The organism is Larkinella fluvii, from assembly GCF_051857545.1.
Classification (GTDB): domain Bacteria; phylum Bacteroidota; class Bacteroidia; order Cytophagales; family Spirosomataceae; genus Larkinella.
This window is the reverse complement of sequence record NZ_JBPZHB010000005.1, coordinates 17789-31862: the sequence shown is the minus strand read 5'-3', so window position 1 is coordinate 31862 and position 14074 is coordinate 17789. Positions and strand designations below refer to the sequence as shown.

Here is a 14074-nt window from a genome sequence, read left to right as displayed (position 1 = left end):
CACAAATATAGCCGAAAGCCGCAATTTTAATACCTGGTCGGAAATTAAAAACGAAGCATTTGGGGTTGTTGTGACCAATCCCGGCCCATCACAAAAAACAGATCTTTCAGGAGCTTCTGGTAATCGGAGGGTTTGGTCAGGAAGTACGACGCACCCAGCAGGTGGGTTTCTTCGATGTCCTCCGGTGCAGAGGAGGTCGTATAAATAATCACCGGAATATCTCTCAGTTTGGGATCTTTCTTCAGCTCGGCCAAGCAGTGTTTGCCGTCCATGCGGGGCATGTTCAAATCCAGAAAAATGAAGTCAGGACGTTTTTGGAGTCCATTGCGAAGTTTCACCAGGGCATCTTCGCCGTTTTCGGCCGTGTAACAAATCGATGTGGCATCAATTTCCCGCACCGCTTCCCGAAAAAAATCGCAATCGTCAGCATCGTCGTCTACAAGCAGAAAGGTCAGGATACGGTTCATCTTGATCGGTGGTAGTGATAAGCAAGGTAAACAACTTAGGCGGTAGATGTACGATAATGGCAAACTAAATACAAATCCGCCCGGTATTGTAAACCTTTTCCGTACCTTTAGCTACCCCCCCTGAAAAACAATGTCATCCGACAAAAAAAAGGAAGTTCCGCCCGTTGCTACCCCGCAGGACTTTCCGGTGGTCGGCATTGGTGCGTCTGCGGGCGGGCTGGATGCGTTCCGGCGACTGCTCAAGGCGATTCCGGACAATTCGGGCATGGCGTTCGTGCTGGTGCAGCATTTGGATCCTCTGCACGAAAGTATTTTGCCCGAAATCCTATCCCGCATAACGGCCATTCCGGTTTCGGAGATTACGGACGATATTCACCTGACGCCCAATCACATTTACGTTATTCCCGCCAACAAAATCCTGACGGCCTTCGATGGGGTGCTGAAACTGACGCCCCGGGATAAAATAAAAACCAATCTGGCCATCGATGTTTTTTTTACCTCTCTGGCTGACGTTCACAAAGAACTGGCGGTTGGCATTGTGTTGTCCGGTAAAGGCGACGATGGCACGCTGGGTTTGAAAGCCATTAAAGAGAACGGAGGGGTTTCCTTTGCGCAGGATCAGGAAACGGCGGCTTATGGCGATATGCCGCAAAGTGCCGTGAACGCCGGGGTGGTGGATTTTGTTTTGCCGCCCGAAGAAATGCCGGATAAACTCCGGGAAATTGTGCGGGACTACCAGAAGAGTACCATTGGTAATACGCAGGAGGAGATACCCAAAGAAGATGAAACCGCTTTCAAATCCTTGATCGTCCTGCTTCAGGAGCGGAGCGGGGTTGATTTTACGTATTACAAACAGAACACGATTCGCCGGCGAATTGCCCGGCGAATGGCGATTGGCAAAGTGGGCAAGCTGGCCGACTACCTGAACATTCTGATGGGGGATAAAACCGAGCAACAGGCGTTGTTTCAGGATCTGCTCATTCCGGTGACCTCTTTTTTTCGCGATCCGAACACGTTTGAAGCCCTGCGTGAAAAGGTTCTTCCGGTTTTGTTCAAAAACAAAGCGGCCGAAGAACCCGTCCGAATCTGGATTGCCGGCTGCTCCACCGGCGAAGAAGCGTTTTCGATGGCCATTTGCCTGCACGAGTTTTTGGGTGACCAGTCAACCACCCGGCAGATTCAGATTTTTGCGTCTGATATTTCCGAGATCGCCATCAAAAAAGCGCGCGCGGGCATTTATACCAAAGCCGAAGTGCAAACGCTTTCGGATGAGCAGCTCAGCCTGTATTTTACGAAAACCAGCGGCAACTACCAGGTGGTAAAAACCATCCGGGATCTGTGCGTTTTTGCGGTTCAGAATTTTTTGAAAGATCCGCCATTTTCTAAAATCGACTTGGTCAGTTGCCGCAATGTGCTGATTTACATGGATAGCTTTTTGCAGAAAAAAGCCCTGTCGACCTTTCATTACGCCCTTCGGAAAAGCGGTTTTCTGCTGCTCGGCAAATCCGAAACGACCAGCGTGGTGTCCGATTTGTTTGCGTCCTTTATCCGCACCGAAAAGATTTATACCCGCAAGTCGGTTCCGGGGCGGTTTCTGCCCGTTGCCACCGGACGACGGGAGGACGCTTTCGTAAAAAAAGACAAAAAAGCGGCCAAGCCCGATACCCTGCAAACCGACTTCCGCAAAACGGCGGAGGCCATTCTGCTTGCCAAATACACCCCGGCCAGTGTCATTGTGAATGATCTGATGGATGTGGTTCACATTCATGGCGCCATTGCGCCGTTTCTGGAACCACCGCCCGGCAAACCGACCTTCAACCTGTTCAAAATGGCGCGCGAGGGCCTGGGGTTCGAGCTGCGAAATGCGTTGCACAAAGCCAAAACCAGCCCGGGCGCGGTGATCAAAACCGGCATTCCGGTTCGGATTCACGGAGTGCAATACCTGGTGACCATCGAAATTTTGTTGCTCACCAGCAGCGTCGAGCCCCATTTTATGGTTCTGTTTACCAAAAAGGAAACCGAAACCGCTCTGGCTTTAGCGGGTGACCCGACTACCGCGATTACGAACGAATCTCATTTGCGGATTCAACAGTTGGAAAATGAGCTGGCGCAAACCCGCGAGGACATGCGCAGCATCATCGAAGACCAGGAAGTGGCCAACGAAGAACTCCAAAGCACGAGCGAAGAACTGGAGAGCAGCAGTGAAGAAATGCAGAGCCTGAATGAAGAACTGGAAACGTCGAAAGAAGAACTGCAGTCGAGCAACGAGGAACTGGTGATTCTGAATCAGGAACTGCTCGACAAACAGGAGCAACTCAACGGTGCCCGCCTGTATTCCGAATCCATCGTTACCTCCATCCGCGAACCGCTGGTGATTCTTGACAAGGCCTTGCGCATTAAAACCGCCAACCTGGCTTTCTACAAAAAATTTAATTTTACGGAGCTGGAAACGGAAGATAAGCTGTTTTATGAATTGCAAAACCACCAGTGGGATGATCCGGGGTTGCAGGGACAGCTCGAAAAAATCATCCCGCAGCGAGTCAAACTGGAGAATTTTGAGATCACCCTGCCCTTCCCGGTGCTCGGAGAACGGACCATGCTGCTGAATGCCCGGCAGGTGGCCAACGAACATGCCGTGGAACCCTTGATTCTGCTCGCCATAGAAGACATTACCGAACGTAAAGTGGCGGAGCAAAAACTAAAGACGTTTTCGGAAGCCCTCGAAATCAAAGTAAAAGAACGAACGGCCGATCTACAGCTAACGAATGAAAAACTGCAGCAGTTTGCCCATGCTGCCAGTCACGATTTGCAGGAACCGTTGCGCAAAATCGTTACGTTCTCGAACCGGTTGCAGGAGAAACACGAAGACGAGTTTTCGCTGGAAGCCAAAGCCTACCTGAGTAAAATTGCCGGGGCGTCGGTGCGGATGAGCAAACTGATCCAGGATCTGCTCAATTACTCCCAACTCCTCAACCACGAAAAGCTATTTGCTCCGACGGATCTGGGCGTAACGCTCGAAAATGTGCTGAGTGATTTTGAACTGCTGATTGAGCAGAAAAAAGCTTTCATCACGAGTGGGTTGCTGCCCACTATTGAAGCGATTCCTTTGCAGATGAATCAGCTTTTTTACAACCTGATCAGCAATGCCCTCAAATTTTCCAGGGAAGGAACCCCACCGGCTCTGGCTATTTCGTCGCACCTTCTGACCCCGGAAATCATTAGCCAATATCCGACTTTGAACCCGTCGATGACCTATTGCGAGTTGATTTTTAAAGACAATGGTATCGGTTTCGAGCAAAAATACGGGCAGCAGGTTTTCGTACTTTTTCAGCGGCTCAACCAACCCGGACAGTACCAGGGAACCGGGATCGGTTTATCGCTCAGCAAGAAAATTGTCGAGATCCACCACGGCGAAATTTTTGTCGAGGCAACCGAAACGGACGGAGCCGCCTTTCACATTATTCTTCCCTTCAGGCAGTTTAATCCGGTCCGGATTCCCTAAGCGGTTTTCTCAGCCCGGCAGCAACAGCCTAAATCCGATGCCGTGGAGATTTTCGATGCGAATCGAGGAATCGGTCCCCAGCCGTTTCCGCAGTCGGGAGATGAACACGTCGAGACTGCGGCCCATAAAATAATCGTTGTCGCCCCAGATGGCTTTCAAAATCTCGTCACGCCGGATCAGCGTATTCGGTCGCGCCATCAGGTAGTGCAACACTTCGGCTTCGCGGTGGGTCAGCGTTTGCAAGTGACCGTCTATTTCCAGCGTCAGATTTTGAAAATCAAACTGATACGATCCGATGTATTGTACCGATCCGCTGTGCGCAGAAACCGGGGGCTTACTCCGGCGCAGGAACACGTTGATTTTCAGAATCAGTTCTTCAATGCTAAACGGTTTGGTGATGTAGTCGTCGGCTCCCAGCCGAAGCCCCTGTAGCCGGTCGTCTTTGTCGGCCCGCGCACTCAGAAACAGCAGGGGAATCTTGTCGTCGATCTGCCGGATTTGCCGGGCCAGCGTAAAACCGTCGGTCAGCGGCAGCATCACGTCCAGAATGCACAGGTCGAACGGCTGCTGTTCGAAACAACGCCAGGCTTCGGGGCCGGTGGTGCAGTGAACCACCCGAAACTGCGCCAGTTCCAGATTATCTTTGGTGACAAAACCCAGGTTTACGTCATCTTCGACGTACAGCAAAAGCGGTTTCATCGCACAGTCGGCAGTTTAGAAAAAAAGGCGGTTGGCTTGGTCGTTCGGGCTTTTACCGTAAAGATACTCCCGGAACCGGGTATACTTTGCAGGGAAATTTGCCAGCGGTGGGCTTTGACGACCTTGCCGACGTAATACAACCCCAATCCGAATCCTTTCACGTTGTGAACATTCCCAGTCGGGACGCGGTAAAACTGGTTGAAGATGTAAGGCTGGTGGTCCGGCGCGATGCCAATGCCGTTGTCCTGCACCGACCACACCAGCCGGTCTCCGTCATTATGAGTCTCTAATATAATGTGTGGCGTAGCGGTATTGTATTTCAAGGCATTGTCGATCAGGTTGTTGATGACGTTTTCGAGGTGATACCGGTCGCCCTGGATCATGGCGTTTTCGGCCCAGAGTTCCAGGCTAACGTGTGGTCGAAACACCTCGGCGGCTTCCGTCAACAGTTGATGCAGGTTGATCTCTGTCGGATTGATGGTAAACTGCATTTGTTCCGAGCGGGCGAGTTGCAGAACGCTGCTCACCTGTTTCTGGAGCCGCAGACTCTCTTCCTGCACCACCCGGACATATTGGCGATGGCGTTCGGGCTGGTCAAGAATGGCGTCGGATTGCAGCACGTCAGCGGCAATGCGGAGAGTGGCCACCGGCGTTTGCAGCTCGTGGGTGATGTTATTAATAAAATCACGCTGCACTTCGGTGAGTTTTCGCTGCCGCAACACCACCACCAGCGTATAGCCAAAAAACAGAACCACCAGCAACACCGCAGCCGACGAGGCAATCCAGCCGTCGAGATGACCGGCGATGAAACTGGACTGGCTCGGAAAGTGAATGCCGAAGTAGTACGGACTGCGCGAAAATTTGGGCAGGTTCCGGCTGGCCTGCACCGTTTGGGGATTGGCGTTCAGGCTGACAAACGCGCCGTAGATCATCCGGTCGCTTTCGCAGTTGTAAATACCGTATTCAAAGTCCGTGATCAGGTTGTGGTTGCGCAGCGAGTTCTGGATATAATGTTCGAGGATGCCCGGATCGACCGGCGAGTCGGTGTTCACGATAAAATAATCGGGCGAAAGTTGGGTGACCGCCGTGCAGCTTTGCGTAATTCCGTTGAGCAGGCCCACCTGGTCGGCCACGTCCTGCAAGGCAATGAAAGCGGTTTGCCGAAACTGGCGTTCCCGCAGCGCGTAGGCTTTGCGCACCCAGACGATCTGTACGGTAATGATGCCGATGATCGAAATGACCGACAAAATAATCAGGATGCGGAAAACGCGTCTGGACATGATCGCTCGTGGTTTCCTGGGAAAGGGTGAATTGAAAGCCAAAAGTCGGCTTCCGGCGGCTAAAAATCAACTCATTAACATCTCGTTAACAACTGTTCGCTATCCGTTAACAGCCTGCTGTCTTTCAGGAAGATACTTTTGTGCCGTTGGGTTCTCCAACGCTTCACCATTAAACACAAACTTCATGAAACGCATCCTGATGATCGCATCCTGCCTGTGGCTGGTTGCCGCCAGTGTTCTGATTGCCCATTCGCTGTCAGCGGTTTTTAAGTGGGACGAAACGACCCATGATTTTGGTAAAATCCAGCGGAGCAAACCGGTGGTGGCCGAATTTGCCTTTACCAACAATGGCGGTGTTCCGCTGGTGATCAGCAACGCTCGCGGTTCCTGCGGATGTACGGGTGTCGAGTACCCGAAAGAAGCCATTTTGCCCGGAAAAGCCGGCAAGATCAAAGCGACGTTCAATGCCGCTGCGGTCGGAACGTTCAACAAAACCGTTACCGTGGAATCCAACGCCGAGGGCGGCACAAAAGTATTGTCGATTCGGGGCGAAGTCGTTCAGTAGATTGATGGGAACGCGGATTGAACGGATTTTTACGGATAAATTGGATAAAAAATCCGTTCAATCCGTCCAATCTGTGTTCCCATTCATTTAATATTTCATCACCCCCAGCTCTTTTTCCACCGCCGACCGGCCGTCTTTCATCCAGGCGGGTTCGGGGGCGTCTTTCAGGTAGTGATCGAAAAACTGGTACATCCGGATGCTGAGGTCTTTGGCGTTGTGTCGCTGAGTCAGGTTGTGGTCTTCGCCGTTGTAAACGAGCAGCCAGGCTGGTTTGCTCAGTCGCCGGAGTGCCGAATAAAACTCGATGCTCTGGTACCAGGGCACCGCACCGTCCTGATCGTTGGCCATCAACAGCAGGGGCGTCTGGATGCGGTTGGCGTAGAATAGGGGCGAGCTTTCGAGGTAATTCATCGGTTTGTCCCAGAGCGTTCCGCCGATGCGGCTTTGTGTTTTTTCATACTGAAACATCCGGCTCATGCCTGTTCCCCAGCGGATTCCGCCGTAGGCACTGGTCATGTTGACGACCGGCGCACCGGCCATCGCTGCTTTGAACAGATTTGTCCGCGTCACCAGAAAAGCGGTCTGATACCCACCCCAGCTCTGGCCCTGCAACCCGATGCGATCGCGGTCTACGAACCCTTTTTCGATCAGGCTCAACACGCCTGGAACGATGCAGTCGTAGGCATTCTGGCCCGGCATGCCGGTGGTGTAGAGGATGTCGGGAACAAAAACCAGGTACCCGTTCGACACACAATACGCCATGTTGATGGTTGAGCGACTGGGCGCCGGGGCTTTGTAATCGTTCAGGGTTTCGGCGTTGCGTTCGTAATAATACACCAGCATCGGGTATTTCTTCTTCGGATCGAAATCGTCCGGTTTATAAAGCAGCCCTTCCAGCCGGACGCCATTGTTGCCCACCCAATTCACCAACTCGACGTTTCCCCAGCGGACGCTGTCCTGTTGCGGATTGATCCGGGTCAGTGGCTGCGGTTCGGCAAAGGTGGTGTCGGTCAGATACAGGTTGTTCGACTCCCGGAAATTGCCTTTCAAAAACGTCAGTGCGGGGCCGTTTTTGGCTTTTGATAAACCGGAAAACCGGTAATCGCCTTTGGTGAGAATCACAGGTTCAGCCGCCGGCTTTTCCATCGGTTTTCGCAAAATTCCGGTGGCTTTATTGCTTTCCCAGAAACCCGTCAGCCAGAGATCGCCCGTCAGCGGAACGACTTTTTCGTCAGGATTGAGGTTGGCGCGTCGCAGCCGGATGCGGTTTTTACGACCGTAACCCGCCGTCAGGTTCACCGGTTTTTCCTGCCCCGTCGGATCGATGCGCCAGAGGTCGAACCGGTCATAAATCAGCACATAGCGGTCGTCGCGGCTCCAGCCAGCGGCTCCGTAACTGCCGGGCAAATCGGGTGTGTCGTGTTCTTCGTCGAAAAACCGGGCCGGAATCCCGCGCGTCAGGTCGATCCGTTTTCCCTCCGCAATCGACCACGCCCGCCAGAGCGAATCCTGTTCGTCATACCACCAGGCGTATTTGCCACCCGGCGACAACTGGGCGTACGAAACCCGTGCTTCGCTGGCGATTTGTTTTTTCTGCCCGGTTTTGGCATCGATCAAGTACAGGTCCGTCTGGCCGGGGTCCCACATGCTGCTGATCTGGTAGGGCAAATTGCTCAGTCCCAGCCAATACGGCTGATCGGTTTTGGGGTCGATCTGGACATTTGGCATATCCCGGTTTCCCAGTTGCGTAATGCTGCCGGTGGTCAAATCGCAAACGGCCAGAAAACCGCGTTCTTTTTCCTGCTTCAACTGCTTGAGTTGCATGGGCTGAATGGTCGGGTCGTTCCAGCTCCAGACGTCCACTTTGACGCGCTCCTCATCCAGCACCGTCGAATCCTTGATGGGTTTGGGGGGAAGAATCGAGGTGGCGAAATACAGCCGTTTCCCATCTTCCGAAAACGAGGGCGTCCGGTATTCGTTTACATTCCAGCCTTTGGGATAGGCTTTGGTGAGTGTATCGGCCAGCACCACCGTCCGCATCGCCGTTCGTTCGGAAAAGGAGGAAACGGCGGTTTTCTTTTTCCGGTATGAAGGGGCCGGGGGAGAGGCCAGGCGTTTGTAATACAGCGCATACGCCCGGACATCGGCTTCGGCGCTGTCGGCAGTGGCCATCCACGCCAGTTGCGAGCCGGTTTTATCAACCGCCAATCCTTTGTAAAGCCGGTGTTTCGAGCTGGTATCGATCAGCATCTCGTTCTGCTTTTTGGTATCAAACGCAAACACCCCGGCTTTTTTCAGCGTATCATTGACAGCATCTTTGGTATAAAAAATGGTGTTTCCGTTATCCGAGACCGTCACGTAGGTCACGTAGCGAAACGACTGCGTAGCGCCGGTTTCCAGATTCAGCAGAATCAAATCGTCGCCTTTCGGTTTTTTTGCCGAAGCGGATGCCCGACCCCGGCTGGACGGTTTGGTGGTGGTTGAATCCTTTTTCACTCCTTTCACCTCCTGGTGTTCCTGCAAAACCGCCACCCACGAACCGCGCTCTTTGGGCAAGGTGAATGACTTAACATTGGCAAACCCGATGCGGCTGCCGGTTTCGAGGTTGAACACCAGCAAACTGTCTTTCGGAAGCTGGTCGGCTTTGACTTTTTTCTTTTTGGCCTCCCGCGTGAGTTTGAAAGGCGCTTTTAACCGCATCACCAGAAACCGGCTGTCGGGCGTAAACTGTGCCAGGTAGCCCCGCGCAAACGTGTATTTTTTTGAGTTCAGCGGGTTGAACGCAGTCGTCGGGCGGTCTGTGGGGGCGTTTGGCCCGGATTTAGCCTCCACGGTCTCGGCACTTTTTTCGGAAGCCTGGGCGGGGGCTTTACCGCCAATTTTGATCAATTCCAGCACCCCGTCGCCCTCCTGGGGATCAATCTGATAACTCAGCCATTGCCCATTGTTCGCGTGCTTTTCGGAGCGAACGGTTTGCCAGCGGTCGTAGTCGGCGTGGGTGAGCGGCCGTTTGGGCGATTGTGCGAGCAGGAATGTTTGAAAATGAAGGATAAAACAAACGAAAAGAAAAGTGCAGCGACGCATGGTTCGAGTGGGTTAACAACGTACTAAATTAAGCAAATACCGGTCATAACAAGCGGAAAACTCCCCCCTTAATTCCACGCAGTCCAAAAAAGCCCAACGGGCTGCCATCATTAGCCCCGGACGGAATCCGGGGGGGCGGACGGAATCCGGGGAACCACAACGAACCGCACCAACCCTGAAAGGGTTGAATCCAGGTCGGGTATTCGTATTGAACCCTTTCAGGGTTCGGGCATCGTGTGTGTGTTCTTCCTACCCCGGATTGCATCCGGGGCTAATGATGGCAGCCCGTTGGGCTTTTTTCTGGGGCGGGATGATGGATGGGGACAGAAATCAGGCGTTCAGCCTCCTTTGATGTTTAGAAAAAAAACATCAATCTGTTTTTAAATAAAAGAACGTTCGTTTATTTTTGTTCTCATTATGCGGTTACGAGACGAAACGAAAGAGCGGACCATCCGCGAAAAAGCCATCGAGATGATCGTGCGGGAGGGATTCGACGGCCTGAGCATGCAAAAACTGGCGAAGGCTGCGGGGGTGTCACCGGCTACGATCTACATCTATTTCCAGGACCGGGAAGATCTGATCCGGCAGATTTATTACGAGGAAATGCTGGCCATGAGCACCGAAACGCTCGCCGGTTTTGATCCCGGGATGCATTTCGAGGAGGGCATGCGCGTGCAGTGGATGAACCGCGCCCGGTACTGCCTGAAATACCCGCTGCGGATGCATTTTATGGAACAGATGCGCCATTCACCGTTCCACGAAAAGTTTCAGGGCGATGCCCGGAATCCATTTTCGGCCGCCATGAAAACGTTTGTGCTGAATGCCATCGAGCGAAAGGAGTTGATCCAACTACCGCTTGAAGTCTATTGGTCGGTTGCTTATGCGCCTTTGTATCAGCTGATTAAATTTCATCAATCCAAAACCGGTATGCCGGGCTGGGGAAAGTTTGTGCTCGATGAAAAAACGCTGGAAAGAACACTGGAACTGGTTCTGAAAGCCCTGAAGCCCTGATTGCTTACGTTCTAGAAATGAAGGTGAAACCGCACCCGGTTTTAATCCTGAATTAACCTCAGAAGACTAAATTACCCTCGAAATCAAACGATATGACTACGGCCCAACCAACAACGCCCTTTACGAACTACGAAAAAGCCATCATTGCGATGCTGGCTTTCATCCAGTTTACGGTTATTCTCGATTTTATGGTGCTCTCACCCCTGGGAGCCCAACTGATGATGGAATTGAACATTACGACGGCCCAGTTTGGTTGGGTGGTGTCGGCCTATGCCTTCAGTGCCGGGATCGCCGGTTTGCTGACCGCCGGTTTTGCCGACCGCTACGACCGGAAAAAACTGCTGCTGTTCTTTTACACCGGGTTTGTGTTGGGTACGCTCCTGTGCGGCATTGCCCCGGACTACCACTTCTTACTCATGGCCCGCATCGTCACCGGGATTTTCGGGGGTGTCATCGGATCGATTGGCTTTGCGATCATCACCGATCTGTTTTCCTTTCAGATGCGGGGTCGGGTGATGGGCGTCGTTCAATCGGCGTTTGCGGCCAGTCAGGTGCTGGGCATTCCGGTGGGCTTGTATCTGGCCAATTCGCTGGGCTGGCATTCGCCTTTTCTGCTGATTGTGGGCGTTAGTGTGGTGGTCGGGCTGGCGATTGTCGTATACATGAAGCCGATCACGGCCCACCTGAAACTCAAATCGGAGCGGAATCCGTTCCAGCATTTGCAGCATACGGTTTCCCGTTCCAGCTACTTGCGCGGTTTTGCCAGCACCGCACTGCTGGCCACGGGCGGTTTTATGCTCATGCCGTTCGGGAGTGCCTTCGCCATTCATAACCTGGGCATTCCGCAAACCGACCTGCCGCTGATCTACATGGTCACCGGCATTTCGGCCATGATCATCGGCCCGTTTGCAGGACGGCTGAGCGACAAAATCGGCAAATTCCCCCTGTTCACGTACGCGTCAATCTGGGGAATGGTGGTCGTCATCGTCTATTGCAACCTGGGCATAACGCCCCTCTGGCAGATCATGGTCATCAACGTGCTGCTGTTTGCCGGGATTTCGGCCCGGATGGTTTCGTCGTCGGCCCTGGTTTCGGGCATTCCCGACCCGCAGGATCGCGGGGCCTACATGGGCATTAACTCGTCGGTGCAACAGATTTCGGGCGGTATTGCCTCCCTGATTGCCGGACTCATCGTGGTGCAGGGCAAGGATGGTTCGCTGGGGCGATACGATATGCTGGGTTACATTGTGGCCGTAACGATGGCGATAACAATTGTGATGATGTATTTCATCAACCAGTATGTCGTGAAGAAACAGGCGGCTGAAGCGGCAAAAGGCTCGTCCGTAGTGGGGGGGCAACCGGTACCAACGCGTTAATCCGTGACCAGTTCCGCCACCCCCACGCAAAAATCGGCCGCACCGTAATACACCAGAATCCGGCCATCGGGCATTCGGACCCAGCCGTTGGTGAAAACGACATTCGGAAAAAAACCGGTTTTCTCCCATTCCAGCTCCGGCACCATCAAGGGTTGGGTTGAGCGGTCGAGAACGCGGGTGGGGTCGTCGCGGTCGAGGAGAGCCAGGGAGAGGGAATAGGCGTGGTCGACGCTGGCACCATGGTAGCAAACCAGCCAGCCTTCGTCGGTGAGCAGAGGTTCGGGACCGGCCCCAATTTTGAGGTGTTCCCAGGGCGTCCCGGCTGCTCCGAACAAAAACCGGTGGTCGCCCCAATGCACGCCGTCCGGCGACCGCGCCAGCCAGACCGACGGTTTTCCGATATCCGAAACCATGGGCCGATGCAGCATATAATAAAAACCGTTGATCTTCTGCGGAAACAGACAGGCGTCCTTGTTCGGGGGCGGAATGATCATGCCTTTCCGTTCGAAGGTCTCGAAGTCTTTCGTGATAATCAATCCCACACCGGGGCCGTTTTCCGAAACCGCCGTGTAGGTAATCCAGTACTGGTCGTCCAGAAATGTGATCCGGGCGTCTTCCACGCCGAACGATTCGTCGGCCCGTTCCGGGAAAATAAACGGTTTCTCGTCCACCGTAAACGCAATCCCGTCTTTACTCCGGGCCAGTCGTAAATGACTCAGCGAGGTCAGATAGGCCTGATCACCGATTTGAACGACGCGCGGATCGTAATCGCCCGCCGGTTCGGGAAAGGTTTTGACAACCAGTTGAAAAAGCCCCGCCTGTTGCTGAACCACCGGCACCTGAATGAAACCCGGTTTGGGGTCGACGGCTTCGGCCACGCGCAGCAATAGCAGAATTTCATCGCCAAACCGACAGGCTGCCGGATTGAAGGCACCCATCACCCGAAACTGCGGATGCGACGGTTTGACATCGGCCGCCGTCAGAATGGGTTGGTCCGACAACCGGCGGAGTTGATAGCTTTTCATCTCAGGGGTTGGCTGTCATGTACTCTTTCGCTTGTTCCTTTTCCGGTTTAATCGAATGGGCATAGGTCGTTAGAATATTGACAATAATCTCCGTCATATATTCCCGCTTGTTAAATACGATGTCGTGGCGGTTTTCGGGCAACAGAAATTCCTTGGAGGGTGCATTGACGAGGTGGGAACGCCCAAATGAGACGTTGGTCGGATACACCAGTTCGTCACGCTGACCGTGCAGAAACGTCACCCCGGCTTTGATTTTCGACCAGTCGGGCAGAATTTCGGTCAACGCTTTGCGGTGGGCCAGTTTCTCGTCGTTGGCCAGCAGCAGGAGTGGCGGTATCAGCCAGCGCAAAGGCGGTTTGTCGATAAAATGACTGATAGGATAAGTGCGTTCCAGACCCGGCCCCAGTGCGGAGGATACAAACACCACCTGATCGACTAAATCAGGATTGTTCATCGCCAGCCGTGCCGCCACCGAACCGCCGTAGGACGATCCGACCAGCATTAGAAAAGACGCTTTCCGGTATCGGTCGATCAGCGGCTGAAGCAGTTGGGCCTGTTTGACAATCGAGGTTTCGACGCGGCCAAAATCGGAATACCCGTAGCCCGGGCGGTCGACGGCTACCAGGTGGGCACGGTTGAGCAGGGTCGTATCTTTGAAAAATTTCTTAAAAAAAGACAGCGAACTCGGTGCCCCATGAACGAAAAGAACCACGGGCAGGGTGTCCTGACCGGCCTCGTCAGTTTCCAGATAGCGGATAGTTCGGTCTTTTATTTTGTACCGATGCACCGCGGTCTGAACGGGGTTATTGCGGAACGATTCGGCCAGTTCCTCGTCACTGTCCCGCGATTCGACCCAATGGGCTGCGGTTAATAAGCCGGCACATACGATAACGATGATGAGTAATGTCCAACGGAGGACGCGCAAAAATAACTTCATGCTTATATAACGAACGCCGATGCGTAGAGGTTTTATGAAGCACGGTTTTTACGCAACGATTCGTTTCAAAACGGGTTTGAGAGGATAGAAAATGCGCTGCCGGGGAAAGACGCGCAAACATTCCGGGC

At 53.3% G+C, this 14074-nt stretch carries 10 protein-coding genes; 4 read left to right on the top strand and 6 right to left on the bottom strand.

Annotated features, from left to right (window positions below; translation table 11 throughout):
- Positions 1-44: 44 nt before the first annotated feature.
- Entirely contained in the window at positions 45-467 is a 423-nt protein-coding gene (locus ACS5NO_RS13580; RefSeq protein ID WP_439415653.1) for a response regulator, read from the bottom strand.
- A gap of 130 nt (positions 468-597) precedes the next feature.
- Here ACS5NO_RS13580 and ACS5NO_RS13575 point away from each other — a divergent pair, with 130 nt between their 5' ends.
- The gene (locus tag ACS5NO_RS13575; protein ID WP_439415652.1) at positions 598-3969 is read left to right on the top strand and encodes a chemotaxis protein CheB; all 3372 of its coding nucleotides are present in this window, start codon (positions 598-600) and stop codon (positions 3967-3969) included.
- A gap of 9 nt (positions 3970-3978) precedes the next feature.
- On the opposite strand, the gene ACS5NO_RS13570 is transcribed toward ACS5NO_RS13575, so the two are convergent.
- Positions 3979-4668 carry a response regulator transcription factor gene (locus ACS5NO_RS13570; protein ID WP_439415651.1) on the bottom strand — a complete coding sequence of 230 codons (690 nt, stop codon included), beginning with the start codon at positions 4666-4668 and terminating at the stop codon, positions 3979-3981.
- Positions 4665-5948, bottom strand: coding sequence for a sensor histidine kinase (locus ACS5NO_RS13565; RefSeq protein WP_439415650.1), 1284 nt, complete (start codon positions 5946-5948; stop codon positions 4665-4667). The genes ACS5NO_RS13570 and ACS5NO_RS13565 overlap by 4 nt, the downstream gene beginning before the upstream one ends.
- A gap of 184 nt (positions 5949-6132) precedes the next feature.
- Between ACS5NO_RS13565 and ACS5NO_RS13560 the strand changes: the two genes are divergently transcribed.
- The gene (locus ACS5NO_RS13560; RefSeq protein ID WP_439415649.1) at positions 6133-6513 is read left to right on the top strand and encodes a DUF1573 domain-containing protein; all 381 of its coding nucleotides are present in this window, start codon (positions 6133-6135) and stop codon (positions 6511-6513) included.
- Between the two features lie 87 nt (positions 6514-6600).
- Here the strand turns inward: ACS5NO_RS13560 and ACS5NO_RS13555 are convergent, their stop codons facing one another.
- Positions 6601-9597, bottom strand: coding sequence for a S9 family peptidase (locus ACS5NO_RS13555; RefSeq protein WP_439415648.1), 2997 nt, complete (start codon positions 9595-9597; stop codon positions 6601-6603).
- Positions 9598-10014: 417 nt separating this feature from the next.
- On the opposite strand from ACS5NO_RS13555, the gene ACS5NO_RS13550 reads away from it, so the two are divergent.
- Both ACS5NO_RS13550 and ACS5NO_RS13545 read left to right on the top strand, forming a co-directional pair.
- Entirely contained in the window at positions 10015-10608 is a 594-nt protein-coding gene (locus ACS5NO_RS13550; RefSeq protein ID WP_439415647.1) for a TetR/AcrR family transcriptional regulator, read from the top strand.
- 92 nt (positions 10609-10700) lie between these two features.
- On the top strand, positions 10701-11984 hold the full coding sequence (locus ACS5NO_RS13545) for an MFS transporter (RefSeq protein WP_439415646.1): 1284 nt from the start codon (positions 10701-10703) through the stop codon (positions 11982-11984).
- Here ACS5NO_RS13545 and ACS5NO_RS13540 read toward each other — a convergent pair.
- Both ACS5NO_RS13540 and ACS5NO_RS13535 read right to left on the bottom strand, forming a co-directional pair.
- Entirely contained in the window at positions 11981-13009 is a 1029-nt protein-coding gene (locus ACS5NO_RS13540; RefSeq protein WP_439415645.1) for a glycoside hydrolase family 130 protein, read from the bottom strand. The genes ACS5NO_RS13545 and ACS5NO_RS13540 overlap by 4 nt on opposite strands.
- Before the next feature lies 1 nt (position 13010).
- Positions 13011-13946: an alpha/beta fold hydrolase gene (locus ACS5NO_RS13535; protein WP_439415644.1), complete on the bottom strand. Its 936-nt coding sequence runs from the start codon at positions 13944-13946 to the stop codon at positions 13011-13013.
- Positions 13947-14074: the final 128 nt, after the last annotated feature.

Excerpts from the sequence above, each read along its gene's own strand:
- ACS5NO_RS13580 (WP_439415653.1), bottom strand. The coding sequence starts at position 467 with ATGAACCGTATCCTGACCTTTCTGCTTGTAGACGACGATGCTGACGAT.
- ACS5NO_RS13575 (WP_439415652.1), top strand. The coding sequence starts at position 598 with ATGTCATCCGACAAAAAAAAGGAAGTTCCGCCCGTTGCTACCCCGCAG.
- ACS5NO_RS13570 (WP_439415651.1), bottom strand. The coding sequence starts at position 4,668 with ATGAAACCGCTTTTGCTGTACGTCGAAGATGACGTAAACCTGGGTTTT.
- ACS5NO_RS13565 (WP_439415650.1), bottom strand. The coding sequence starts at position 5,948 with ATGTCCAGACGCGTTTTCCGCATCCTGATTATTTTGTCGGTCATTTCG.
- ACS5NO_RS13560 (WP_439415649.1), top strand. The coding sequence starts at position 6,133 with ATGAAACGCATCCTGATGATCGCATCCTGCCTGTGGCTGGTTGCCGCC.
- ACS5NO_RS13555 (WP_439415648.1), bottom strand. The coding sequence starts at position 9,597 with ATGCGTCGCTGCACTTTTCTTTTCGTTTGTTTTATCCTTCATTTTCAA.
- ACS5NO_RS13550 (WP_439415647.1), top strand. The coding sequence starts at position 10,015 with ATGCGGTTACGAGACGAAACGAAAGAGCGGACCATCCGCGAAAAAGCC.
- ACS5NO_RS13545 (WP_439415646.1), top strand. The coding sequence starts at position 10,701 with ATGACTACGGCCCAACCAACAACGCCCTTTACGAACTACGAAAAAGCC.
- ACS5NO_RS13540 (WP_439415645.1), bottom strand. The coding sequence starts at position 13,009 with ATGAAAAGCTATCAACTCCGCCGGTTGTCGGACCAACCCATTCTGACG.
- ACS5NO_RS13535 (WP_439415644.1), bottom strand. The coding sequence starts at position 13,946 with ATGAAGTTATTTTTGCGCGTCCTCCGTTGGACATTACTCATCATCGTT.